The following is a 25079-nucleotide window of genomic DNA, read 5'->3' on the forward strand; positions in this document are numbered from 1 at the left end:
CGCCCGCGGGCTCGACCTGCGGTGAGCGTCGGCTACCCTGCCAGTCCGCGGCGCTCGAGCAGCGGCTGGATCTCGGCGTCGCGGCCTCGGAAGTCGCGGTAGGCCTCGAGCGGGTCCTTCGAACCGCCCACCCCCAGCAGCCGGCCGCGGAAGCGATCGCCGTTCTCGCGACGAAGGCCGCCGTTCTCGCGGAACCACTCCACCGTGTCGGCGTCGAGCACCTCGCTCCAGATGTACGAGTAGTAGCCGGCGCTGTAGCCGCCCGAGAAGACGTGGGCGAAGTAGGTCGAGGAGTATCGGGTCGGCACGACCGCGTTGTCGAGCCCGATGTCGGCGAGTGCGGCCGCCTCGAAGTCCGCGACGTCGATGTCCGCCGCAGCGTCGTCGACCGACAGCGAGTGCCACGCCTGGTCGAGCCATGCCGCGGCGAGGTACTCGCTCGTCGCGAAGCCCTGGTTGAACGCCTCCGACGAGTGCAGCTTCTCGACGATCTCGGCGGGCAGCGGCTCGCCGGTGTCGATGTGGCGGGCATACGAAGCAAGGATCTCGGGCCAGTAGATCCACATCTCGTTGACCTGACTCGGGAACTCGACGAAGTCGCGGTAGACGTTGGTACCGGCGAAATGCGGGTAGGTCACGGTCGCGAACAGCCCGTGCAGGGCGTGTCCGAACTCGTGGAACAGCGTGGTCACCTCGTCGAGACTGAGCAGCGTCGGCCGCCCTTCGGCCGGCTTCGGCACGTTGAGGTTGTTGACCACGATCGGCTGCGTGCCGCGCAGCCCCGACTGCAGCACGATCGAGTTCATCCACGCGCCGCCGCGCTTGCTGTCACGTGTGTACAGATCGAGGATGTACAGCCCGAGCGTCGATCCGTCCGCGTTGTGGATCTCGAACACGCGGGTGTCGGGGTGGTAGCCGCTGAGGTCTGTGCGCTCGGCGAACGTGATGCCGTACAGATCGGTGGCGGCCCGGAACACGCCGTCCTGGAGCACTCGTTCCGCCTCGAACCACGGGCGCAGCGCGGCGCGGTCGAGGTCGTACTCGGCCGCGCGCACCTTCTCGGTGTAGAACGCCCAGTCGTGCGCCTCCAGCGCGAACGGCTCCGCCTCGGCGTCGATGATGGCCTGCAGCTTGGCTTGCTCACGCCGGGCATTGCGTGCGGCCGGCGCCGCGAGCTGTCGCAGCAGATCGTGGACCGCTGCGGGGGAGCCGGCGGTCTCGTCCGACGTGATGTACGCCGCGTGCGAGTCATAGCCGAGCAGCGAAGCCCGCTCGGCGCGGAGGCGGACGATCTCGAGCAGGGTCGCACGGTTGTCGTGCTCGTTGCCGCGCGAGCCCCGGGAGCGGGATGCCGCGAGCAGGCGCGCACGGGATCCGCGGTTCGTCAGGCTCGACAGGTAGGGGTGCCCCGTGAAGAGGGTCAGCGTCACGACCCACTTCCCGCCGAGTCCGCGGTCGGCCGCCGCCTGCGCCGCCGCCGACAGCTCGCCTTCCGACAGCCCGTCGAGTTCGGACGCGTCGTCGAACACGACGGCCAGGTCGTTGGTGTCGGCAAGGAGGTTCTTCTCGAACTGCGTCGTCAGGGTCGAAAGCCGCCGATTGAGCTCCGTGAGACGCTGTTTCGACGCGTCGTCCAGTCCCGCGCCGGCGTGCGCCATCTCGGTGTGGTGGCGCTCTACGAGGTACCGCTGCTCAGGCGTCAGATCGAGCTCGTCGAGCTGTTCGTGGATCGTCCTGATGCGCCAGAACAGGTCCGCATCGAGCTGGATCGAGTCCCGGTGCGCCGACATGAGGGGCGCGAGCTGTTCCTCGATCTCCTGGATCTCGGGCGCCGCGTCGGCCGAAGACACGGTGTAGAACGTGCGGGCGACGTCACCCAGAAGACGTCCGCTCTCTTCCAGCGGCACCAGCGTGTTCTCGAACGTCGGCATCGAGCGCACGCGCGTGATCGCCGCCACCTCGCGGGTGTGATCCGCGAACGCCTGCTCGAACGCCGGCAGGTAGTGCTCGGGACGGATGTCCGCGTATCGGGGCAGGCCGTACGGCAGCGTGCTGGGGGACAGGAGCGGGTTCTCGTTCGGCATGGCGTCCAGCCTAGTCACGCGGGTCGGCCATGCCGCGGCTCTTTTGCAAAGAACCACTTGCAAATGATTGATTGCAAAGAAGTGCTTGCAAAGAACTCTTTGCATCGCTAGTCTGAGGTCATGGCAGAGAACGAGACACCCGAGACCGCGGATGCCGCCGCCCGCACCGAGGAGCGCCACAACCAGGATCGCGTCCTCGACTCCGGGGCGCTGCGGGCTCTGGCGCACCCGTTGCGCGTGAAGATCTACGACATCCTCAGCCAGTACGGCCCGCAGACGGCGAGCTCGCTCGCGGAGCGGCTGGGGGAATCCAGCGGCTCGACGAGCTACCACCTCCGAGCTCTCGCCAAGCAGGACCTCATCCGGGAGGCGGAGGACCGCGGCACGGGCCGCGAGCGGTGGTGGGAGCGCCCCGTCGGAGGCGTGTCGTTCGCGAACCCCGATGCGATGGCGACGCCCGCCGGTCGTGCGGCGACGCAGGTCGTGATGAACGAGTTCCTGCGCAACCGCAACGACCAGCTGCTCGACTTCGTCAACCGCGGGATCGGCGGCGAGGACCAGATGTGGCAGGAAGGCACGCTGATCTCCACCGCGACCGCGCGCCTCACCCCCGAGCAGAGCAAAGACCTGGCGCTCAAGATCATGGCGCTCATCGACGAGACCGTCGACAACTACCGCAATCAGACAGGCGAGAACGTCCGCCCCGTCACCATCCGGGCCGACCTGTTCCCGCTCCCGCAAATAGGAGGACAGTCATGACCGCCATCACGGCAGACGAACTCGCGGCACGTGGGTTCCGGGCATCCGCCACCCGATTCGACCGCGCGCTGCTGCGCGCAGCATCCGCTCTCGACGCGTACGTCGTCGCACGCGTCGAAAGGCGAGACGACGCCGAAGAGCGTCGCGCACTGACCGCACAGGCCGCGGCGATCGGGGCTCGGCGTGACGCCGAGGCCCGAGCCGCGATGGGGCTGCTGCCGCGATGAGCGAACGCGTCGACGCGGCCGAGCGGACCGGATCGTCGGCCGGGCGGGCGCGCAGGGTCCCGCTCGGCCGCGATTTCGGAAAGCTGTGGACCGCGGCCGCGTTCAGCAACCTCGCGGACGGCCTCGGTCGCGTGGCGGTCCCGCTCATCGCCACCACCCTGACCCGAGACCCGCTCGCGATCTCGGCGATCACCGCGCTCGCGTTCCTCCCGTGGCTCGTCTTCGGCCTGCCGGCCGGCATGCTCGTCGACCGGTTCGACCGCCGCTGGATCATGGCCGTCGCGAACGGCATCCGTGGGCTCGCTGCGGTCGGGCTCGCTCTGCTCACCGTCTCGGGGAATCTCGACATCTGGTGGCTGTTCGCCGGCGTGCTGGTCTTCGGTCTCGGCGAGACGCTGTTCGACAACGCGACGAACGCGATCATGCCGGCGGTCGTCCAGCGCCCGGCGCTGGATCGCGCGAACGGCTGGATGCAGGCCGCGCAGATCACGATCGACAGCTTCATCTCCTCGCCGATCGGGGGCGTGCTGTTCGCGATCTCGCTCGCGCTCCCGCTGTGGGTGGGAGCCGCGGGCTACCTCATCCCGATCGTCCTCGCAGTGATGCTCCCGCTCTCAGCCGCTCGTCCACTGCGCGATGCGGGCGCCACGCCGGTGCGGGCTGAGGCGGCCGTCGCAGCCGGCGACCCCCTGGCGGCCTCAGAAGAGGCTGCGGAGACGGATGCTGCTGCCCCCGCCTCCGCGAACGTCTCGGCTCGCGACGCCTTCGTGTACCTCTGGAATCACCGGTTCCTGCGCTCGATGGTGATCTTCACCTCGATCGTCGGTTCGGCCTTCGCGTTCGCCCAGGCACCGGTGTACCTGTACTTCCTCGACGTGCAGCACGTGCCTGCGGCCGCGATCGGCGTCGTCACCGCCGGGATCGGGCTCGGAGGGCTCGCGGGCTCGTTGGTGGCTTCGTCCCTCGTCGCGAAGTTCGGCCGCGGCCCGGTGATGCTCGGCGCCAACGTCGTCGCGGCGATCAGCCTCGCTGCGGTGTGGGCGGCGCCCGAGGCGATCACGGGGACCATCGCGTACGGCCTCATGGCCGCGGCCGTCTCCGTCTGGAACGTGCCGTGGGGGGCGCTGCGCCAGACGATCGTGCCGGGTCGCATCTTCGGACGCGTGCTGGGGATCACCCGCACCTTCACGTGGGGCATCTTCCCCTTCGCGACGCTTCTCGGCGGGTGGGTCGCCCGCATCGATCTGCGGCTGCCGTTCCTCATCGCCGCGGGAGTGACGCTCGTCGCGACCCTGTTCGCCATCCGGCTGCTCCTCTCGGCGTCGCATCACGACGCGCCGGAGGAATGAGCCGCTGAGGCTTACGCGAAGCCGTCGTCCGGATCATGCCGGACGACGGCTTCGCCGTCGGCGTCCAGCGACACGATCACTCCCGTGTCGAGCTCCGCGATCGGCTTGCCCTCCAGCCACGTGAGCGTCCAGCGCGGACGCGGCTGACCCAGCTGGTCGGCGGGGATCGTCTCATCGACGGAACGGATGCCGCGCACCAGCGCGTCCGGGACGGCCTTCGGCGGTTCGTCGCCCGATGTCCAACGTGTTCCGAGCTGCATGTCATACCTCCTGAGGGGCGAGCTCGATCTCCGTGACGGAGACGGCGTCGGCGTCGGCGTACTCGATCTCGGCGATCCGGCCGACCGCCTTGAGGTCGCCCTCCGCGAGCCGCAGCGCATCGAGTGCCGCGGCCGGTCCGGCGAGGACGGCGCGGGCGACCGCGGTCTTCTGCGAGGCCTTCGCCTCGGTCTTCGCGCGGCGGATGCCGATGAGCGCCGCGCTCGCGGCGGTCAGCACTGCGGGGTCGCCCCCGTCCTCCTCAGGCGCCACGGGCCAGTCTGCGGTGTGCACCGAACCGTCGTTGAACCACGACCAGGCCTCTTCGGCCGCGAACGCCAGCACGGGGGCGAGAAGCCGCAGCAGGGCCGACAGCGCCAGGCGCAGCGCGAGTGCGGCGGAGGCCTGGCCGTCGTCGGTCTGGTTGTACGCGCGCTCCTTGACGAGCTCGAGGTAGTCGTCGCAGAACGTCCAGAAGAACGACTCCGTCACCTCGAGCGCACGGGCATGGTCGTAGTTCTCGAGCGCCTTCGTGGCGTCGCGCACGACGCCGTGGAGCGTTGCGAGCATCGATGCGTCGAGGGCGTGCGTCACCTCGGCACCCTCGGGCACCGGGAACGACAGCACGAACTTCGCGGCGTTGAGAACCTTGATCGCGAGGCGGCGGCCGATCTTGATCTGCGTCGGGTTCTGCGGGTCGAACGCCGCATCGGTGCCCAGACGGCTCGAGGCCGCCCAGTACCGCACCGCGTCCGAGCCGTGCTGCGCCAGGATGTCGGCGGGGGTGACGACGTTGCCCTTCGACTTCGACATCTTCTTGCGGTCGGGGTCGACGATGAAGCCTGAGACGGCGGCATCCGACCACGGTGCGCGGTCGTCCTCGAGGGCGCTGCGCAGCATGGTCGAGAACAGCCACGTGCGGATGATGTCCTGACCCTGCGGGCGCACATCGAACGGAGCCACGAGGCTCCAGAGTTCGGGATCGCGATCCCAGCCGCCCGCGAGCTGCGGCGTGAGCGATGACGTCGCCCACGTGTCGAAGATGTCGTTCTCGCCGTCGAAACCACCCGCGACGCCGCGCTGGTCGGCGCTGTAACCCGGGGGCACGTCGGTCGACGGATCGACGGGAAGGGACGCCAGGTCGGGGGTGAGCACGCGGTCGTAGTCGCGTTCGCCGTTCTCGTCGAGCGCGTACCACAGCGGGATCGGCACGCCGAAGAAGCGCTGGCGCGACACGAGCCAGTCGCCGGTGAGACCGTTGGTCCAGTTCTCGTAGCGGACCCGCATGAAATCGGGATGCCACGACATCTGCTGTCCGAGCGCGATGAGCTTGTCGCGCAGTTCGGCGTCGCGCGCGCCGTTGCGGATGTACCACTGGCGCGTCGAGACGATCTCCAGCGGACGGTCGCCCTTCTCGAAGAACTTCACCGCGTGGCTGAACGGCTTGCCGACGGCGGTGATGTCGCCGGTCTCCTGCAGCTTCTCGACGAGAGCCTTGCGGGCGGAGAAGACGGTCTTGCCCGCCATCTCGGCCTCGTACCAGGCACTCGCCTCCGCGTTCGCGACGATCGATGGCGCCTGCGGGAGGAAGCGCCCGTCGAGGCCGATCGTGGTCATGTTGGGCAGGTGGCGGCCGTCGGTGGTGCGCAGCTCCCGCCACCACACGATGTCGGTCACGTCGCCGAAGGTGCAGACCATCGCCGCGCCCGTGCCCTTGTCGGGCTGGGCGAGGTGGTGGCCGTGGATCTCGATGTCGGCGCCGAAGAACGGGCTGCGCACCTTCGTGCCGATGAGGTGCTTGTGGGGGCCCTCGGGGTGGGTGACGATCGCGACGCACGCGGGCAGCAGCTCGGGTCGCGTGGTCTCGATCGTGATCGCGCCGGAGCCGTCCGCGAACGGGAAGTCGATGGTGTGGAACGACGCCTGCTGTTCGCGGTCCTCGAGCTCCGCCTGGGCCACGGCAGTGCGGAAGTCGATGTCCCACATCGTCGGCGCGAGGTCCTGATACGCCTCGCCGCGCTCGAGGTTGCGCAGGAACGCGCGCTGGCTCGTGCGGATCGTGTCGTCGGAGATGGTGCGGTAGGTCTGCGTCCAGTCGACGCTGAGGCCCAGCTGGCGGAAGAGCGCCTCGAAGTGCTTCTCGTCTTCGACCGTGAGCTTCTCGCACAGCTCGATGAAGTTGCGGCGGCTGACCGGCACCTGGTCGGCGGCGCGGCTCGACTTGTTGTCGCCGCCTTCGAACGGCGGCGTGAAGTCGGCGTCGTACGGCAGCGACGGGTCGCAGCGCACGCCGTAGTAGTTCTGCACGCGGCGCTCGGTGGGCAGCCCGTTGTCGTCCCAGCCCATCGGGTAGAACACGGTCTTCCCGCGCATGCGCTCGTACCGCACCTTGAGGTCGGTGTGCGTGAACGAGAACACGTGCCCGATGTGCAGGCTCCCGGACGCCGTGGGCGGGGGAGTGTCGACCGAGTACACGCCGGCGCGACCGACCTGTACGGCACGGGCGCGGTCGAACAGGTACGTACCCTGCCCGGACCAGGCAGCATCCCACTTCTCCTCGAGGCCCTCCAGGGCGGGCTTGTCCGGGATCTGACCCTGTGCGGGGCGGGCGTCGGTCATGGCGTCTCCTCGAGGCGATATGTGCGGCACTGTGTGAGCGTGCCTGAGTGTGGGATGTCGCTCGATTCTACCCGGGTGTCTCTGCACCGGCAGAAGCGAGCGGATGCCGGGGGTTCCGGCATCCGCTGGCCTTCACGCGTCTTCCCTCAGGCGCCGATCGTCGCGGTCGCCGGGTCGCTCGCGAGTTCGGGCTCGACGCTGCGACGGGAGGCCAGCCACGCGGAGACGAGGGTGATGACCGACATGATCGCGAGGATCACGCCCGGGTGCCACCACGCGAAGCCCGTCGCCACGCCGAGCTCGAACGTGAGGTAGGGCACGAAGCCGCTGATCGTCGCCGCCAGGGCGTAGGCGAACGACAGCGCCGAGTACCGGAAGCGATCCGGGAAGAGGTCGTTCATGAGACCCCCGAGCGCGGCCCAGGCCATCGTCGGCAGGATGCCGCCGACGAGCATCGTCGCGATGAGGATCGGGAAGGTCGCGAACTGGAGGAGGAAGTACATCGGGAATGTGATGAGGAGTGTGCCCAGGGCGCCCCACACGACGACGTTCGCGGAGCCGACACGGCTGGCCCATGCGCCGAACAGCGGGATGGTGACGAGCTGCAGCAAGCCGCCGATCGTAGTCGCGATGAGCAGGTCCTGGAAGCTGAAGCCCAGCTGCTCCACGCCGTAGTTGACGGTGTACGTGTTCATCAGCGAGTACGACCCGATGCCGAGGAGGGCGGCGCCGATGGCGATGGCCATGGCGCCGGGTCGCTTCGCGAACATCGTCAGGAAGGGGACGCGGTCGCGGCGCCCCTCGGCGACGACACGCTCGAACACCGGGGTCTCGGTGATCGACCACCGCAGGTACAGCGACACCAGCAGCAGGGGGATGGCGAGCAGGAACGGGATGCGCCAGCCCCACTGTGCGATCTGCTCCGCAGGGACGACTGCCGTCAGCACGAGGAACACCGTCGCGGACAGGATCGACCCGACGGGCGATCCGAGCTGGGGGACCGCGGCGTAGAAGGCGCGCTTGACGGGGCCGGAGTTCTCCGTGGCGATGAGGATCGAGCCGCCCCACTCGCCGCCGAGCGACAGGCCCTGCACGATGCGGAGGACGATCAGCAGGATCGCGCCCAGCCAGCCCGCCTGCGCATAGGTGGGGAGCAGACCGATGCCGCCGGTCGCGACACCCATGATGGCGACGGTCCACAGCAGGGTCGCACGGCGGCCGAGCCGGTCGCCCATGTAGCCGAAGATCACCGCTCCGATCGGGCGCACGACGAACGCGAGGGCGATGGTGAGGAAGGCCGCGCTGGTCGCGCCGAACTCGCCCAGCGGGTCGAAGAACAGAGGGCCGACGAAGAACGCCGAGAAGTAGGCGAACAGGTAGAAGTCGAAGGACTCGAGGGAGGTGCCCACCATCGACGCCCACGCGACGCGACGCGTCGGGGCGGTCTCGAGGGCGAGCGCGGGTTCGGCTGCTGCTGCGGTCACGGGCGTCAATCTTGGCACGAGTCCAGAAACCTCGACGACGGGCGCCGCATTCCCTCTTGCACGGCCACGGTAGACTCGTCGCACCAGCGCGGATCCGGCCATCACCGGGGAGCTCTCGGAAGAACAGGACCCCACGCACGTGGCGCCCCATTAGAACCGAGCGGGTCAGGCCCGTCATAGCCGCAGTGAGAGAGGGCGTCTCGGTCCCTGAGCCTGTCGAAGGGCCCGAGCGTCAAGGCAGGGTGGTACCGCGGTACGTCTGGTCAGGGATCCAGGCAGTGTCGTCCCCGCAGGAAGCACACGAGCGAGCACCTGCGAGAGAAGATGACCTACCCCCGCCCCTCCGCCTTCGGGCCCGCGGCCGACGCCGCCCCCGCCCCCGTCGTTCCGAGTCCCCGCTTCCCCGAGATCGAGCAGGAGACGCTCGCGTTCTGGGAGGCCGACCTCACCTTCCGCGCGTCCATCGACCAGCGCGACGGCGCCGAGGAGTGGGTCTTCTACGACGGGCCGCCCTTCGCCAACGGGCTGCCGCACTACGGCCACCTCCTGACCGGCTACGCGAAGGACGTCTTCCCGCGCTTCCAGACGATGCGCGGCAAGAAGGTCGATCGCGTCTTCGGCTGGGACACCCACGGCCTTCCGGCCGAGCTCGAGGCGATGAAGCAGCTCGGCATCACGGAGAAGAGCGAGATCGAGGCGATGGGCATCGCCACCTTCAATGCCAAGTCGCGCGAGTCGGTGCTGGCGTACACCCGGGAGTGGGAGGACTACGTCACCCGCCAGGCGCGCTGGGTCGACTTCGAGCGCGGGTACAAGACGCTCGACCTCACGTACATGGAGTCCGTGCTGTGGGCGTTCAAGACGATCTACGACAAAGGCCTCGCCTACGAGGGGCACCGCGTGCTGCCGTACTGCTGGCGCGATGAGACGCCGCTCTCGGCCCATGAGCTGCGCATGGACGACGACGTCTACAAGATGCGCCAGGACCCGTCGGTCACGATCACGTTCCCGCTGACCGGCGTGAAGGCGGAGGCGCTCGGGCTCACCGGCGTGCGTGCGCTCGCGTGGACGACGACCCCGTGGACCCTGCCCACGAACCTCGCCCTCGCCGTGGGGCCCGACATCCGCTACGCCGTCGTTCCCGGCGGTCCCCACGGGGCGGCCGACGTCCCGGCGGGCGACGACACCGAGGGCGCCACCGCACACCGGTACCTCCTCGCCGAGGAACTGCTCGCGGGCTACGCGAAGGACCTCGGGTACGACTCCGTCGAGGCCGCGCGCGAAGCCGTGGAGCAGACGGTGCTGGGCGCCGACCTCGAGAACGTCACGTACGACCGCCTCTTCGACTACTACGCGGATGCCTCGATCTGGGGCACGCAGAGCGCGTGGCGCCTGCTCGTCGACGACTACGTCACGACGGGCGACGGCACGGGCATCGTCCACCAGGCACCGGCGTTCGGTGAGGACGACCAACGCGTGACCGAGGCGGCCGGGATCCCCCTCATCATGAGCCTGGACGACGGCGGGCGCTTCCTCCCGCAGGTGACCGATGTCGCCGGCGAGCTGTGGATGGATGCGAATCGTCCGCTCATCCGCCTGCTCAAGCAGGAAGGACGCCTGCTGCGCGAGGCGAGCTACGAGCACTCGTACCCGCACTGCTGGCGCTGCCGGAACCCCCTGATCTACCGCGCGGTGTCGAGCTGGTTCGTCCGCGTCACCGACATCAAGGACCGCATGCTCGCGGGCAACGAGCAGATCACCTGGGTGCCGGAGAACGTCAAGCACGGCCAGTTCGGCAAGTGGCTGGACGGCGCTCGGGACTGGTCCATCAGCCGCAACCGCTACTGGGGCTCGCCGATCCCGGTGTGGAAGAGCGACGACCCGGAGCACCCGCGCGTCGACGTCTACGGGTCGCTGGAGGAGCTCGAGCGGGACTTCGGGCGTCTCCCGACGAACGCGGACGGCGAGGTCGATCTGCACCGCCCGTACATCGACGACCTGACACGCCCGAACCCGGACGACCCGACCGGCAAGAGCACGATGCGCCGGATCGAGGACGTGTTCGACGTCTGGTTCGACTCGGGGTCGATGCCCTACGCGCAGGTGCACTACCCGTTCGAGAATCAGCAGTGGTTCGACGAGCACTCGCCGGCCGACTTCATCGTCGAGTACATCGGGCAGACGCGCGGCTGGTTCTACGTGATGCACGTGCTCTCGACGGCGCTGTTCGACCGCCCGGCGTTCACCGGCGTGTCCTGTCACGGCATCGTCCTGGGCAGCGACGGGCTCAAGATGTCCAAGTCGCTGCGCAACTATCCCGACGTCAGCGAGGTGTTCGACCGCGACGGATCCGACGCGATGCGCTGGTTCCTGATGTCGAGCTCCGTGCTGCGCGGCGGCAACCTCGTCGTGACCGAAGAGGGCATCCGCGCGGGCGTGCGGGAGTTCCTGCTGCCGCTCTGGAACGCGTGGTACTTCTTCGCGACGTACGCCAATGCGGCCGGCGGCGCGGGTGGCGAGGGCTACCAGGCGTCGTGGCGCACCGACTCGACGGATGTGCTCGACCGCTACATCCTCGCGCTCACCGGCGACCTGGTGCGCGATGTCGCCGCCGACCTCGAGGTGCTCGATTCGACGCTCGCCGCGGCGAAGGTCCGCGACTTCGCCGAGGCGTTGACCAACTGGTACATCCGCCGCTCGCGCGACCGGTTCTGGGTGGGCGTCTCCGCCGACGGCAGCCCCGATCACGCCAAGAGCCGCGAGGCGTTCGACACGCTGTACACCGTCCTCGAGACGCTCACGCGCGTCGCGGCGCCGCTCATCCCGCTGGTCTCCGAGAAGATCTGGCAGGGCCTCACCGGCGGACGCAGCGTGCACCTGCAGGACTGGCCCGACGCCGACGCCTTCCCCGCGGCGGACGACATCCGCGCCGCGATGGACGCCGTCCGCGAGGCATCCAGCGTCGCCAACGCGCTGCGCAAGAAGGAGGGCCGTCGCGTGCGCCTGCCGCTTCCCACCCTGACGGTGGCGGTTGCGGATGCCGCGTCCCTCGCGCAGTTCGACGGGATCCTGCGCGACGAGCTCAACGTCAAGGCGGTCGAGCTCATCGAGCTCGGCGACGACGTCGCCGAGCGCTACGGCATCAGCAAGCGGCTCAGCGTGAACGCGCGCGCCGCGGGCCCACGCCTGGGCAAGCAGGTCCAGCATGTGATCGCGGGCGCGAAGGCGGGCGTGTGGGAGGAGCGCGACGGTGTCGTGGTCGTCGACGGCATCGCGCTGGAGCCGGGGGAGTACGACCTCACGCTCGAGGCCGGCGGGGTCGCCGACGGCACGGCGATCGCCCTGCTGGCGGGCGACGGCTTCGTCCTGCTCGACACGACGACGACGCCCGAGCTCGAGGCGGAAGGTCTGGCCCGCGACGTGATCCGCGCCGTCCAGGACACCCGCAAGGCGGCCGGGTTCGATGTGAGCGACCGCATCCGCCTCGGCCTCGTGTTCGACGACGAGGCCGACGGTGAGGCGGTCTCCGCCGCCTTCGACATCGCAGACGTGGCAGGCGAGACGCTCGCGCTCGCGCACAGCGTGCGCACGCGCACCGCCGAGCTCGCAGCATCCGGCGATTCCGGGACACCCATCGAGTTCGAGGCGGTGGTCGACGCGGGAACCTATGCCAACCGCGGCGCCTTCACCGTCTCGGTCGGCCGGACGGAGGCCACGGCATGAGCGATCGCGACCGCAAGCGCGCCGACGCCGTCTACGAGGCGCTTCTGCAGCGCCAGGGAGAGCGGTGGGTGCAGCCCCGCGTGGAGCGCACGCGGCGCGTGCTCGAGCTGCTCGACGACCCCCAGAAGACGTACCGCGTCGTCCACGTCACCGGCACGAACGGCAAGACGTCGACCAGCCGCATGATCGAGACCCTGGTGCGCGCGCACGGCCTGCGTACCGGCCTGTTCACCAGTCCCCACCTCGAGCGGTTCACCGAGCGGATCATGGTCGACGGCGAGCCGATCGACGACGCGGCGGTCGCCGACGCGTGGGACGAGATCGCGCCGTTCGTGGATCTGGTGGATGCGGAGCTCGCCGCAAGCGGCGACGCGCCCCTCACGTTCTTCGAGCTCCTGACGGTGCTCGCGTTCGTCGCGTTCGCCGACGCGCCGATCGACGTGCTCGTACTCGAGGTGGGCATGGGCGGGTCGTGGGACTCCACCAACACCGCCGACGGCGACGTCGCGGTGTTCGCGCCCATCGACCTCGACCACGCGGACCGGCTCGGCGACACGATCGCCGAGATCGCGGGCGTCAAGGCGGGCATCATCAAGGACGGCGCAGCCGTGGTGTCGGCTCGGCAGGATGCCGCCGCCGAGGCGGTGCTGCGCGAAGCGGCGGCCGCCCACGGCGCCTCGATCGCCTTCGAGGGTTCCGAGTTCGCGCTCGCCCAGCAGCGCCTGGCGGTCGGCGGGCAGCAGATCAGCGTGCGCGGGCTCGCCGGCACCTACGAGGACGAGTACCTGCCGCTCTACGGCGCCCACCAGGGCTTCAACGCGGCGCTCGCGATCGCGGCGGTCGAGTCGCTCGTCGGCGGTGCGTCGCAGCCGATCGCCGGCGACGTGCTGACGGAAGGCCTCGGCGCAGCGACCTCGCCCGGACGCCTCCAGCTCGTCGGCGCCGCACCGACCGTGCTGGTCGACGCGGCACACAATCCGCACGGTGCGCGTGCTCTCGTCACCGCGCTGCGCGAGGCGTTCGACTTCGACGAATGGGGCGTGGTGCTCGGGGTGCTCTCCGACAAGGATGCCGCCGGCATCGTGGCCGAGATCGCGCCCGTCGCCGCCCACGTGTTCGCCACCGCCCCCGAATCGGAGCGCGCCGAGGACGCGGACGCCATCGCCGACCTCGCGGAGGCGCACGATCTGCGCGTCTCGGTTCACCGCGACCTCGCCGATGCCGCGGAGGCGGCGCGGGCGTGGGCCGCGGCATCCGATCGACGTGCCGTGGTGATCGCGGGGTCGGTCGTGCTCGCGGGGGAGGCCCTCGCCCTCGCGGCCGGCGAGGACTGGAAGGCCGGGTGGAACGCGTGACCGGCGAGAGTCGGCCGAAGGCCCGTCGCCCCCGCGGTGCGGCGGAGTCGCTCGCCACGATCGTGCTCGGCTTCGAGTCGATCGTCGTCTTCCTCGGGGGTCTGGCCGTCTACGGTCTGAAGGCGCTCCCCGGCTCGATCGAGCCGTGGTGGGGCATCGTCGCCGGGGCCGGACTCGCCGTGCTGATGATCCTCACGACGCGGCTCGTGCGCTACCGGTGGGGCATCGTGCTCGGGTGGGTGCTGCAGGTCGTCGTGCTGCTCGGTGCCTTCCTCGTGCCGGCGCTCGCTATCGTCGCGCTCATTTTCGGCGGCATGTACGGGTATGCGACGATCAAGGGGGCCGCTCTCGACCGGCGCAACGCGCGCCTCGCGGCGGATCCTCCTCCCCACGCCTGATCAGCAACGAAAGGTCCCGCATGCCCATCGAAGAGACCCTCGTCCTCGTCAAGCCCGACGGCGTAGCTCGCGGCCTCACCGGCGCGATCCTCGCACGCATCGAGGCGAAGGGGTACGCCCTCGTCGACATCCGCCTCGTCGAGCCCGACCGCGACACGCTCGAGCGCCACTACGCCGAGCACGAGGGCAAGCCGTTCTACGAGCCGCTGCTCGAATTCATGATGTCGGGCCCGTCGGTCGCGATCCGGCTCGCCGGCAACCGCGTGATCGAGGGCTTCCGCTCGCTCGCGGGCACGACCGATCCCACGACGGCCGCGCCCGGCACGGTCCGCGGCGACTTCGGCCGCGACTGGGGCCTGAAGGTGCAGCAGAACCTCGTGCACGGCTCCGACAGCCCCGAGTCCGCCGCGCGCGAACTCGAGATCTGGTTCGGCTGATCGCTCAGTCGGCTGACCCTGGACGCGCCTCCGGGGTCAGCCGAACAGCGTCTGCCAGATGTTGACGACGGCGTTCATCTCGAGCTGCGCCAGCAGCAGGATGATCGCGTAGCTCACGATCGCCGCCAGTGGGACCCACACCATCAGGCGGTCGGCGATGTCGCGGACCCGCTCGGATGCCGGAACGATGCCGGCGCGGAACACGTGGAGCGTCACCGCGTAGAACGTGGGGATCGTCACGGCCCAGGTCACCATGCACCATGGGCACAGTGTGTGCAGATTGGGCGCGTAGATGCTCTGGCTGATGAGCCAGATCACGAACCCGAACGCGAAGGCGATACCGGCCCAGAAGCACCACCAGAACCACCGCGCGAACCGGGCCCGCGCGAGGATCGCCATGCCGACGACGATCGGGGCCACCCAGCCGGCGAGTCCGAGGACCGGATTCGGGAACCCGAACGCGCTGCCCTGCCACGACTCGAGGTTGGCGCTGCACTGCACCAGCACACTCAGGTCGCACGACGCGATCGCGTCGGGGTTCGCGAGCTTCTCGAACTTCTCCACCGTCAGCGAGAATGCCGCCCACCAGCCGATCACACCCGCCACCACGAGCCATACGGCAAGTCCGGTCGGACGGGTGTGGGTCTGCTGCTCGGGCATGCCTCGGATTATGGCATCGAGTTCTGCATGGATGCCGCACCCGCGGGCCGTGGCAAAACGCCGATCTTCGGCGTGGGGAAGGGGCGGTCGCCCGGCGAATGGGCATTCTGGCGGTGTAGGTGCGATAATGGGGGGCGATGACGCACGGCCGCGCCGTGACGATCATCACCAGAAGACTTCAGGGCGACGAATGCCCTTGGCAGCGCGAGCATCCGCCTAGCGCCGGACGACCGCTGCAGACCGAGTGAGTTCGCGGCACCGCCCCGTCCAGTGGGGCATGGGCGGCGCTGCACGAGATTTCGCCGGGCGACGCGCGGTGTCGCCCCGCTAGGAGTACGCCAGTGATGGCCGATGGAACCGATGCAGAATTCACCTCTCAGGCCGAACCGGACGCGCCGCTGACGACAGCGGGCGACGAGGCGACACCCGCGGCAGACGCGGACTCGCCGGTCGAGGAGCCGCAGGAGACCGTGGAGGTCTCCGCGGAGGCTGACGAGAGCCCGGCCGAGGCGCCCGAGTCAGCGGGAGCAACTGAGCCCGTCGCAGAGGCGGCTGCCGAGCGCGAGCACGAGGCCGACGCCGAGAGCGAACCCGTAGCCCCGTCCGCTCCCGAGGCTGACGCCCCCGTCGAGCCCGAAGCGCCTGCCGAGCCCGAAGCCGTGACCGCGGTGACCCTGGGGCTTCTCCCCGAGGTCTTCGTGTCCGCCGTGTCGACGCAGCTCATGTTCTATGCGCCCGAGATCGCGCCGCTTCCGGCACGTCCGGGCCGCCAGCAGCCCGAGCCGGAGCCCGAGGCCGCAGCGTCGTCGAGCACCTCGCGCCGCCGCAGCCGTCGTCGCGGGGAGGGCCGGGACGAGGCATCCGCGCCGTCCGAGCCGTCGCAGCCGCGTCAGCGCGCCGTCGAGCTCATCACCGAGCCGCAGCGCATCAAGGGGTCGACGCGTCTCGAGGCCAAGAAGCAGCGCCGCCGTGACGGCCGCGAGGCAGGCCGCCGTCGTGCGGTCGTGACCGAGGCGGAGTTCCTCGCCCGTCGTGAGGCCGTCGACCGCGACATGATCGTGCGCTCGCGCAACGGTCGCATCCAGATCGCCGTGCTCGAAGACAACGTGCTCGTCGAGCACTACGTCGCCCGCAACCAGGACGCGTCGCTCATCGGCAACGTGTACCTCGGCCGCGTGCAGAACGTCCTGCCCAGCATGGAAGCGGCGTTCGTCGACATCGGGCGCGGCCGCAACGCCGTGCTGTACTCGGGCGAAGTCGACTGGGATGCCGTCGAGACCGGCAACCAGCCGCGCCGCATCGAGCTCGCGCTCAAGACCGGCGACCGTGTGCTGGTGCAGGTCACGAAAGACCCCGTCGGGCACAAGGGCGCGCGTCTGACCAGCCAGATCTCGCTTCCGGGTCGCTACCTCGTGTACGTGCCGGGCGGCAACATGAACGGCATCTCGCGCAAGCTGCCCGACACCGAGCGCGCGCGCCTCAAGAAGATCCTCAAGGAGGTGCTCCCCGAGTCGTCCGGCGTGATCGTGCGCACCGCCGCGGAGGGCGCCACGGAGGACCAGCTGACGCGCGATGTGCAGCGCCTCACCAACCAGTGGGAGCACATCTCGAAGCAGATCGAGACGATCCAGGCGCCGGCGCTGCTGCACTCGGAGCCCGACCTCCTCGTCAAGATCGTCCGCGACGTCTTCAACGAGGACTTCTCGAAGATGCTCATCCAGGGAGACGACGCGCACCACACCATCTCGAAGTACCTCGAGTCCGTGGCGCCCGACCTCCTCGAGCGCGTCGAGCGGTACGAGGGCGAGCACGACCCGTTCGACGTGTTCCGCGTCACCGAGCAGATCGAGAAGGCCCTCGATCGCAAGGTGTGGCTGCCCTCCGGCGGCTCGCTGGTCATCGACCGCACCGAGGCCATGACCGTCGTCGACGTCAACACCGGCAAGTTCGTCGGCTCGGGCGGAAACCTCGAAGAGACGGTCACGAAGAACAACCTCGAGGCCGCGGAGGAGATCGTCCGCCAGCTGCGCCTGCGCGACATCGGCGGGATCATCGTCGTCGACTTCATCGACATGGTGCTCGAGTCCAACCGCGATCTGGTGCTGCGCCGCCTCGTCGAGTGCCTGAGCCGTGATCGGACCAAGCACCAGGTCGCCGAGGTGACCTCGCTCGGTCTCGTGCAGATGACGCGTAAGAAGCTCGGACTGGGCCTCCTGGAGACGTTCAGCGAGGCGTGCGAGGTCTGCGCGGGGCGCGGCGTGATCGTGCACCACGACCCCGTCGTCAAGCATCGCGTTCCCGCTGCGGGCGGTGCACCGTCGTCTGGCCGTCGCCCGCGGGGCGGCGCGCCGGCGCCCACGACCGGCGGGGGCTCGAACGGCACGCACGTGATCACGGAGGGCGTGAAGTCGGCGCTCGCACAGATCGCGGCATCCACGATCCATCACAGCGACGAGGCGCCGCACGCCGAGGCGGCCCCCGTCGTCGAGCAGGCTCCGGCCGAGCGCCCGAAGAAGCCGCGCAAGAAGCGTCAGGAGTCCGGCGCGAAGAAGGAGAACCGCACCGAGAAGGACCTCCTCCTCGACTCGGTGCTGAACGCCCTTCCCGAGCCCAAGGCTCCGGGGCAGGGCCGTGCGCGTCGTCGCGTGACGACCGCGGCACTCACGGGCACCCCGGTTCCCCACACGCCGTCAGGGGACTGAGCGTTCGCGCCGCCCCGGCCTCAGCCGGGGCGGCGCCCCTCTGTCGGGCCTCACGCCCCCTCGATAGGGTGATTCCCGGGACTGGGGAACGGGGGCGCGATGGCGCGCTACGTCTTCGTGACGTGGGACGGCGGTGGCAACCGCATGCCCACCATCACCATCGCGCGTGCGCTCGTGGCGCGTGGGCACGACGTCCGCGTCCTCGGCCACGACTCCCAGGCCGGCGCCTACCGCGCCGCAGGTCTGGCCTTCACCGCGTTCGCGAGCGCACCCGGCTTCGTGCTCGATCCGCGCCCCGCGGGCATGCTCCGTCTGTTCACCGACCACGGCCTCGCCGATGACGCGGTCGCGCAGCTGGCAGCCTTCCCGGCCGACGTCGTGGTCGTCGACTGCATGCTGCTCGCCGTCCTCGACGTTCTGGACCGGATGGAGCAGCGCTTCGCCGTGCTCGAGCACACGATGCACGACCTCCTCGCGTCGGGATCGCGGGTGCTCGGCGCCATGGTCTGGCCGTGCGGGGTCCGCGTGGCGTCACCCCGCCGGCACGCGATGCCCATCGTCGTGGCATCCATACCGGGTCTGGACATCCCGTTCCCGTCCCAGCGCGCGCTCTCTGCGACGCCGGGCGCGGTGGTGTACACGGGAGCGATGACGCGCGCCGTCGCCGCACAGCCCGCCTCGCCGACGGTCGTGCTGAGCCTCAGCACCTTCCGGTTCGCCGAGCTCGTCGCGACCTGGCAGCGGCTGCTCGACGCCGTCGACGGCCTCGACGTGCGGGTGATCGCCACCCTCGGCCCGGCTGTCGCGAGAAGTGAGGTGCGGGTGCCCCGCGGCATCGAGGTGCACGAATGGATGCCGCACGACGAGCTCTTCCCGAAGGCCTCCCTCGTGGTGGGTCATGGCGGACACGGGACCACCCTGGCTGCGTTGGCCCATGGCGTGCCGGTGCTCACGCTGCCCCTCGAGCCGACCTCCGACCAGCCGCGCATCGGCCGTGCGGTGGCCCGCGCGGGCGTGGGAGCGACGCTGTCGCGGCGGACGGACCCCGCCACGATCCGGCGGGCGATCCGGCGGACGCTGGCCGATTGGCCGACCCGCGTGCGCGCGCAGCGGCTCGGCGACGCGATCCGTGCCCTCGACGGCCCCGGTCGCGCGGCGGACGTCCTCGAGCTGTCGGCGGCGGCGGCCCGGTGAGTCAGCGGCGGTCGCGCCCCCGCACACGAAGACCGGATGCGATGAGGCGCCGCACCAGCTCGTGACCGCTCACGTGCAGCGCGCCGGCCGCCACCAGACGCGCGTGCGCTTCTTCGGGCACGTCGTAGTGGTCGAGGTCGAAGCCGCGCGCGGGGATGCCGTTCGCGGCGGCGAACGCGTGCAGCTCGGCGAGGTCGGAGTCTGTCACCAGATGCGCCCACAGACGACCGTGCGCCGGCCACAGAGGATCGTCGATGAGGATCGCCACGTCCAGATCCTACGCACCTGATCCCGCGACACGGCCCGGCGTGCTTTCGCGGAGTGTTCCGGCATCTGATAAAGTAGACCCTTGGTGCGTCGAGATATCCGCACCAAGTCTTCGTTGACGTCCCCGAGTGCGTGCGCGCGCTCCCAGAAGAAACAGGTGTGAAGTGGTTTACGCAGTTGTGCGCGCCGGCGGCCGGCAGGAGAAGGTCGAGGTCGGCACGATCGTCGTTCTCGACCGTCAGGCCGCGAAGATCGGCGACAAGATCGAGCTCCCCGCGGTGCTCTTCGTCGACGGTGACACGGTCACGACCGACGCCGACAAGCTCGCGAAGGTCACCGTGACCGCCGAGGTGCTCGGCGAGGAGCGCGGCCCCAAGATCGTGATCCAGAAGTTCAAGAACAAGACCGGCTACAAGAAGCGCCAGGGGCACCGTCAGGACCTCACGCGCGTCAAGGTCACCGGCATCAAGTAAAGCCACAGGAGACGCAGAGATGGCACACAAAAAGGGCGCAAGCTCCACCCGTAACGGCCGTGACTCCAACGCTCAGCGCCTCGGCGTGAAGCGCTTCGGCGGCCAGGCCGTCAACGCCGGCGAGATCCTCGTTCGCCAGCGCGGCACGCACTTCCACCCCGGCGCCAACGTCGGCCGCGGTGGCGACGACACGCTGTTCGCACTGGCTGCGGGCTCGGTCCAGTTCGGCCAGAAGGGCGGCCGCAAGGTCGTCAACATCGTGGCGGTCGCGGAGTAATCCAGCGAGTCTCACAGACTTCCGGAAGGGGCGGGCTTCGGCTCGCCCCTTCCCTTTATCCCAGTCCCGGAGCGCCGGGAAGCATCAAGACCTGAGGGGGACCGCATGGTCACGTTCGTCGATCGGGTGACTCTTCACCTGCGTGCCGGCAAGGGCGGCAACGGCTGCGTGTCGGTGAAGCGCGAGAAGTTCAAGCCGCTCGCCGGACCCGACGGCGGCAACGGCGGCAACGGCGGCGACGTCGTTCTGGTCGCCGACCCGCAGGTCACCACCCTGCTGTCGTACCACCACTCGCCGCACCGCTCCAGCGGCAACGGCGGCTTCGGCATGGGCGACCACCGATCAGGTGCCGCCGGCGAGCCGCTCGAGCTGCCCGTCCCCGTCGGCACCGTTGTGAAGGACCCCGCCGGCGACGTGATCGTCGACATGATCGAGCCGGGCATGCGCTTCGTCGCCGCCCCCGGCGGTCTGGGCGGGCTCGGCAACGCCGCCCTCGCGAACCCGAAGCGCAAGGCTCCGGGGTTCGCGCTGCTCGGCACGCCCGGCTGGGAGGGCGATGTCCTCCTCGAGCTGAAGACCGTCGCCGACGTCGCGCTTGTCGGCTTCCCCTCGGCGGGCAAGTCCAGCCTCATCGCCGCGATCTCCGCCGCACGGCCCAAGATCGCCGACTACCCGTTCACCACGCTCCACCCGAACCTCGGCGTCGTCCAGGCGGGGGAGCAGCGCTTCACCGTCGCCGACGTGCCGGGGCTCATCGAGGGAGCGAGCGAGGGCAAGGGCCTGGGGCTGGAGTTCCTCCGCCACGTCGAGCGCTGCACGGCGCTCGTCCACGTCCTCGACTGCGCGACGCTCGAGCCCGGCCGTGACCCGCTCAGCGACCTCGACGTCATCCTCGCGGAGCTCGCGGCCTACCCTGTTCCCGACGGCCAGCTGCCGCTGCTCGAGCGCCCGCAGCTGGTTGCGCTCAACAAGGTCGACGTCCCCGAGGCGAAGGATCTCGCCGACCTGGTCCGCCCCGACCTGGAGGCTCGCGGGTTCCGCGTGTTCGAGATCTCGACCGTGAGCCACGAAGGACTGCGTCAGCTCACCTTCGCGCTCGGTGACATCGTCGCGAAGCACCGCGCCGAGCAGGCGGCGGCTCCCGTGCCCGAGCGCATCGTCATCCGGCCGAGGGGCTCGGAGAAGGACTTCTCGGTCCGTGTCGAAGGCGGCACCTACGGCAACATCTACCGCATCCTCGGCGACAAGCCGCTCAAGTGGGTGCAGCAGACCGATTTCCAGAACGAGGAGGCCGTCGGCTATCTGGGGGACCGCCTCGAGAAGCTGGGCGTCGAACTCGAGCTGTTCCGCGCCGGCGCGACCCCGGGCGCCACCGTCGTGATCGGCGAGGGCGATGGCATCGTCTTCGATTGGGAGCCCTCGATCTCGTCGAACGCGGAGCTGATGACCGCCCCGCGCGGCACCGATCCGCGTCTGCTGCGCGACAGCCGTCGCACCACATCGGAGCGCCGCGAGCGCTACCACGACATGATGGATGCCAAGGCCGACGCGCGCGCCGAGCTCGAGGCCGAGCGGATCGCGGAGCGCTACCGCGACCGGGAGGACGGGGAGTGAGCACGCGGGAGCGCAGCGACCTCCCGCTCGCCCGACGGGTCGTCGTCAAGGTCGGATCCTCGTCCATCAGCGGCGACAACGCCCACAAGATCAAGCCGATCGTCGATGCCCTCGCCGCGGCCCACGGGCGCGGCACCGAGGTCGTGCTCGTCTCATCGGGCGCCATCGCGACGGGAATGCCGTATCTGCTCCTCGACGAGCGTCCGAGCGACCTCGCGACGCAGCAGGCGGCGGCCGCGGTGGGACAGAACGTGCTCATCTACCGCTACCAGGAGTCGCTCCGGCCCTTCCGCATCGTCGCCGGTCAGGTGCTGCTCACCGCGGGCGACCTCGAGAACGCCACCCACCGCTCCAACGCGCGCCGCGCCATGGAACGGCTCCTGGGCCTGCGCATCCTCCCGATCGTCAACGAGAACGACACCGTCGCCACGCACGAGATCCGCTTCGGCGACAACGACCGGCTCGCCGCGATGGTCGCCCAGCTGATCGGCGCCGACGCCCTGGTGCTGTTGAGCGACATCGAGTGCCTCTACACGCGTCCGCCAGACGAGCCCGGCGCGCGGCCGATCCCCCGCGTCGCGTACGGCGACGACCTGCACGGCTTCGAGTTCGGCTCGGTCGTCGTCAACAGCGTCGGCACCGGCGGAGCAGCGACCAAGGTGTCCGCCGCGCGGCTGGCCGCAACATCCGGGATCGGCGTCCTCGTCACGAGCGCGGACCTCGTCGGCGAGGCGCTGTCGGGCGACGAGATCGGCACGTGGTTCCAGCCCAACCCCGAGCCTACGGCGCCCGCCGCGACCGGTCCTGTGCGCACGGCGGTCGATAGAATGGGCGGATGACCACCACCGCCACGACGGCACGCGAACGGATGCTGCTCGCCAAGGACGCGGCGCGCAGCATCGGCCTCCTCGGCGACGCAGCGAAGCGCGATGCGCTCCTCGCGATCGCCGACGCGATCGAGGCCGCGGCGCCGGAGATCGTAGCGGCGAATGCGGATGACCTCCGTCACGCAACGGAGACCGGGCTGTCGACGGCCCTGCAGGATCGACTGCGTCTCGACGAGCCGCGCGTCACGTCCCTCGCCGCGGCGGTGCGCGAGATCGCCGCGCTGCCCGACCCGGTGGGCAGGATCCTCGACGAGCGCACCCTGGCGAACGGCGTGTCGCTCACCAAGGTCGCCGTGCCGTTCGGCGTGGTGGGCTCGATCTACGAGGCGCGCCCCAACGTCACGGTAGACATCGCGGCCCTCGCCCTGCGGTCCGGCAACGCGGTCGTGCTCAGAGGCGGCACAGCGGCCGAGCACACGAACGCGGCGCTGGTGAGCGCGATGCGCGGCGCGCTGGCAGACCGAGGGATCGACCCCGAGGCCATCCAGACGGTGGACGAGTTCGGCCGCGAGGGAGCGCGCGAGCTGATGCACGCCCGGGGCGTCGTCGATGTGCTCGTGCCGCGCGGCAGCGCGCAGCTGATCGAGACGGTCGTGACCGAGTCGTCGGTCCCGGTCATCGAGACGGGCGCGGGCGTCGTGCACATCGTCCTCGACGAGACGGCGCCCCTCGACTGGGCGCGGGACATCGTGGTGAACGCCAAGACGCAGCGGCCGAGCGTGTGCAACGCGGTCGAGACCGTCCTCGTGCATCGCGGGGCCGCCGACCGCCTCATCGTCCCTGTCGTGGAGGCCCTGCAGCAGAGCGGCGTCACCGTCCACGGCGACGAGACCGTCGAGCGCCTAGCTTCGGGCGTCACACCCGCGACCGACGAGGACTGGGCGACCGAGTACCTGAGCCTCGATCTGGCGATGCGTGTCGTGGACGACCTCGACGACGCGCTCGCGCACATCCGCCGGTACTCGACCCACCACACGGAGTCGATCGTGACGCAGGACGCCGCCAACGAGGCGCGCTTCCTCGCTGAGGTCGACTCTGCCGTGGTGATGGCCAACACCTCGACCCGGTTCACCGACGGCGGCGAGTTCGGCTTCGGCGCCGAGGTCGGCATCTCGACCCAGAAACTGCACGCGCGCGGCCCCATGGGCCTCGCCGAACTCACGAGCTCGAAGTGGCTCGCGCGGGGCGCCGGGCAGGTCCGCGCATAACGGAATAGACTTGTCGCGTCCCGCGCCCCAGAGGCGAATCCGAACGGAGCCCGAATGACACTCGCCACGATCATCGCCTTTGCCGCCGAAGAGTCGGAGCACCACGGCAACGTCGCCCTCGAGACCGTCGGGTACGGCATCACCGCGATCGTGGTCTTCGCCGCGCTGGCGATCGTGACGCTGTCGTACCGCAACGTGGCGAACCGCCACGCGCACAAGGCCGAGGCGTACGCCAAGGCCCACGCGAACGACGTCCAGCGAGCGGGGCACGGCCACTGAGGCTGCTGTATGTCCTTGGCGACAGCCCCGAGGATCGGGGTCATGGGCGGCACCTTCGACCCCGTCCATCATGGGCACCTGGTCGCCGCCAGTGAAGTGGCGCAGTGGTTCGACCTCGACGAGGTCGTCTTCGTGCCGACAGGCGAGCCCTGGCAGAAGGCGGACGTCTCGCCGAGTGAGCATCGCTATCTCATGACCGTCATCGCCACGGCTTCGAACCCCCGATTCACGGTCAGCCGCGTCGACATCGACCGGGACGGCCCCACCTACACCATCGACACGCTCCGCGATCTCAAGGCCCAGCGCCCGGACGCGGAGCTGTTCTTCATCACCGGGGCCGATGCCATAGCGCAAATTCTCAGTTGGAGGGACCATGATGAGTTGTGGGACCTCGCCCACTTCGTCGCGGTGTCCAGGCCTGGACACGTACTGAACACGGATGGCCTGCCCAGCGACGACGTCAGCCAGCTCGAGATCCCCGCCCTCGCGATCTCATCGACGGACTGCCGCGATCGAGTTCAGCGAGGACACCCGGTGTGGTACCTCGTACCCGACGGGGTCGTCCAATACATTGCGAAGCACCATCTCTACCGGAGCAAGGAATGAGTACACCCGAGCACCCGGCGACGCCAGCCCTCACACGTAAGCAGATCCGCGAACTGCGCAACACGGGGTCCACCCCCGTGATCACGGCGATCCCCGCCGACGACGAGGCCAACGAGACCCAGGCCGCTCCCGTCGTGGCGCCCCCCGTGGACGCCGCGCTGCCGACGCCGCCCCCCGCGCCTTTCCCGCGCCCGTCCGAGCCGGCCGCCGTGGCGCCGG

22 protein-coding genes and 1 pseudogene are annotated in these 25079 nt (G+C 69.8%); 17 read left to right on the forward strand and 6 right to left on the reverse strand.

Annotated elements, in window-relative coordinates; genetic code table 11:
* Positions 1 to 32 precede the first annotated feature (32 nt).
* The gene (locus tag AC3A46_RS02660) at positions 33 to 2084 is read right to left on the reverse strand and encodes a M3 family metallopeptidase (protein ID WP_487663678.1); all 2052 of its coding nucleotides are present in this window, start codon (positions 2082 to 2084) and stop codon (positions 33 to 35) included.
* A 120-nt stretch (positions 2085 to 2204) separates the two neighbouring features.
* Here AC3A46_RS02660 and AC3A46_RS02665 point away from each other — a divergent pair, with 120 nt between their 5' ends.
* From AC3A46_RS02665 to AC3A46_RS02675, 3 genes are read left to right on the forward strand one after another with little or no spacing between them, the layout of a single operon-like run.
* Positions 2205 to 2843 (forward strand): ArsR/SmtB family transcription factor, encoded by a 639-nt coding sequence (locus tag AC3A46_RS02665; protein WP_487663679.1) that lies wholly within the window; start codon positions 2205 to 2207, stop codon positions 2841 to 2843.
* Complete coding sequence (locus AC3A46_RS02670; RefSeq protein WP_487663680.1) at positions 2840 to 3070, forward strand: hypothetical protein; 231 nt, start codon at positions 2840 to 2842, stop codon at positions 3068 to 3070. The genes AC3A46_RS02665 and AC3A46_RS02670 overlap by 4 nt, the downstream gene beginning before the upstream one ends.
* Entirely contained in the window at positions 3067 to 4419 is a 1353-nt protein-coding gene (locus tag AC3A46_RS02675) for an MFS transporter (RefSeq protein WP_487663681.1), read from the forward strand. The genes AC3A46_RS02670 and AC3A46_RS02675 overlap by 4 nt, the downstream gene beginning before the upstream one ends.
* Before the next feature lie 11 nt (positions 4420 to 4430).
* Here the strand turns inward: AC3A46_RS02675 and AC3A46_RS02680 are convergent, their stop codons facing one another.
* The 3 genes from AC3A46_RS02680 to AC3A46_RS02690 all read right to left on the reverse strand — a co-directional run bounded on the left by AC3A46_RS02680 (position 4431) and on the right by AC3A46_RS02690 (position 8780).
* The gene (locus tag AC3A46_RS02680) at positions 4431 to 4679 is read right to left on the reverse strand and encodes a hypothetical protein (protein WP_045302758.1); all 249 of its coding nucleotides are present in this window, start codon (positions 4677 to 4679) and stop codon (positions 4431 to 4433) included.
* A gap of 1 nt (position 4680) precedes the next feature.
* Positions 4681 to 7296, reverse strand: a complete 2616-nt coding sequence (gene valS, locus AC3A46_RS02685; protein WP_487663682.1) for a valine--tRNA ligase — start codon at positions 7294 to 7296, stop codon at positions 4681 to 4683.
* Positions 7297 to 7442: 146 nt separating this feature from the next.
* Entirely contained in the window at positions 7443 to 8780 is a 1338-nt protein-coding gene (locus tag AC3A46_RS02690; RefSeq protein ID WP_487663683.1) for an MFS transporter, read from the reverse strand.
* A 324-nt stretch (positions 8781 to 9104) separates the two neighbouring features.
* Here AC3A46_RS02690 and ileS point away from each other — a divergent pair, with 324 nt between their 5' ends.
* The 4 genes from ileS to ndk are packed head-to-tail and all read left to right on the forward strand — an operon-like array spanning position 9105 to position 14693.
* Complete coding sequence (gene ileS, locus AC3A46_RS02695) at positions 9105 to 12503, forward strand: isoleucine--tRNA ligase (RefSeq protein ID WP_487663684.1); 3399 nt, start codon at positions 9105 to 9107, stop codon at positions 12501 to 12503.
* The gene (locus AC3A46_RS02700) at positions 12500 to 13858 is read left to right on the forward strand and encodes a bifunctional folylpolyglutamate synthase/dihydrofolate synthase (RefSeq protein ID WP_487663685.1); all 1359 of its coding nucleotides are present in this window, start codon (positions 12500 to 12502) and stop codon (positions 13856 to 13858) included. Before ileS ends, AC3A46_RS02700 begins: the two co-directional genes overlap by 4 nt.
* Entirely contained in the window at positions 13855 to 14256 is a 402-nt protein-coding gene (locus AC3A46_RS02705; RefSeq protein ID WP_487663686.1) for a DUF4233 domain-containing protein, read from the forward strand. The genes AC3A46_RS02700 and AC3A46_RS02705 overlap by 4 nt, the downstream gene beginning before the upstream one ends.
* 20 nt (positions 14257 to 14276) lie before the next feature.
* On the forward strand, positions 14277 to 14693 hold the full coding sequence (gene ndk / locus AC3A46_RS02710) for a nucleoside-diphosphate kinase (protein WP_487663687.1): 417 nt from the start codon (positions 14277 to 14279) through the stop codon (positions 14691 to 14693).
* Between the two features lie 36 nt (positions 14694 to 14729).
* On the opposite strand, the gene AC3A46_RS02715 is transcribed toward ndk, so the two are convergent.
* Positions 14730 to 15353, reverse strand: coding sequence for a vitamin K epoxide reductase family protein (locus tag AC3A46_RS02715; RefSeq protein ID WP_487663688.1), 624 nt, complete (start codon positions 15351 to 15353; stop codon positions 14730 to 14732).
* Positions 15354 to 15697: 344 nt separating this feature from the next.
* On the opposite strand from AC3A46_RS02715, the gene AC3A46_RS02720 reads away from it, so the two are divergent.
* Positions 15698 to 18055 carry an Rne/Rng family ribonuclease gene (locus tag AC3A46_RS02720; RefSeq protein ID WP_487663689.1) on the forward strand — a complete coding sequence of 786 codons (2358 nt, stop codon included), beginning with the start codon at positions 15698 to 15700 and terminating at the stop codon, positions 18053 to 18055.
* Between the two features lie 99 nt (positions 18056 to 18154).
* The gene (locus AC3A46_RS02725; RefSeq protein WP_487663690.1) at positions 18155 to 19249 is read left to right on the forward strand and encodes a glycosyltransferase; all 1095 of its coding nucleotides are present in this window, start codon (positions 18155 to 18157) and stop codon (positions 19247 to 19249) included.
* A gap of 1 nt (position 19250) precedes the next feature.
* Here the strand turns inward: AC3A46_RS02725 and AC3A46_RS02730 are convergent, their stop codons facing one another.
* Positions 19251 to 19517: a DUF4031 domain-containing protein gene (locus tag AC3A46_RS02730; RefSeq protein WP_487663691.1), complete on the reverse strand. Its 267-nt coding sequence runs from the start codon at positions 19515 to 19517 to the stop codon at positions 19251 to 19253.
* Positions 19518 to 19680: 163 nt separating this feature from the next.
* Between AC3A46_RS02730 and rplU the strand changes: the two genes are divergently transcribed.
* The 8 genes and pseudogenes from rplU to AC3A46_RS02770 all read left to right on the forward strand — a co-directional run.
* Positions 19681 to 19989, forward strand: coding sequence for a 50S ribosomal protein L21 (gene rplU, locus AC3A46_RS02735; protein WP_026059456.1), 309 nt, complete (start codon positions 19681 to 19683; stop codon positions 19987 to 19989).
* Between the two features lie 19 nt (positions 19990 to 20008).
* The gene (rpmA, locus tag AC3A46_RS02740) at positions 20009 to 20266 is read left to right on the forward strand and encodes a 50S ribosomal protein L27 (RefSeq protein WP_487663692.1); all 258 of its coding nucleotides are present in this window, start codon (positions 20009 to 20011) and stop codon (positions 20264 to 20266) included.
* A gap of 105 nt (positions 20267 to 20371) precedes the next feature.
* The gene (gene obgE / locus AC3A46_RS02745) at positions 20372 to 21880 is read left to right on the forward strand and encodes a GTPase ObgE (RefSeq protein WP_487663693.1); all 1509 of its coding nucleotides are present in this window, start codon (positions 20372 to 20374) and stop codon (positions 21878 to 21880) included.
* Positions 21877 to 22719 (forward strand): glutamate 5-kinase, encoded by an 843-nt coding sequence (proB, locus tag AC3A46_RS02750; protein ID WP_487663694.1) that lies wholly within the window; start codon positions 21877 to 21879, stop codon positions 22717 to 22719. The genes obgE and proB overlap by 4 nt, the downstream gene beginning before the upstream one ends.
* Entirely contained in the window at positions 22716 to 23975 is a 1260-nt protein-coding gene (locus AC3A46_RS02755; protein WP_487663695.1) for a glutamate-5-semialdehyde dehydrogenase, read from the forward strand. Before proB ends, AC3A46_RS02755 begins: the two co-directional genes overlap by 4 nt.
* A gap of 54 nt (positions 23976 to 24029) precedes the next feature.
* Positions 24030 to 24254 carry a hypothetical protein gene (locus AC3A46_RS02760; protein WP_056367436.1) on the forward strand — a complete coding sequence of 75 codons (225 nt, stop codon included), beginning with the start codon at positions 24030 to 24032 and terminating at the stop codon, positions 24252 to 24254.
* A 9-nt stretch (positions 24255 to 24263) separates the two neighbouring features.
* On the forward strand, positions 24264 to 24860 hold the full coding sequence (gene nadD / locus AC3A46_RS02765) for a nicotinate-nucleotide adenylyltransferase (protein WP_487663696.1): 597 nt from the start codon (positions 24264 to 24266) through the stop codon (positions 24858 to 24860).
* Positions 24857 to 25079, forward strand: a pseudogene (locus AC3A46_RS02770) (hypothetical protein); the annotation flags it as partial. The gene nadD and the pseudogene AC3A46_RS02770, both read left to right, overlap by 4 nt.

The organism is Microbacterium sp. Soil_C_42, assembly GCF_057656735.1.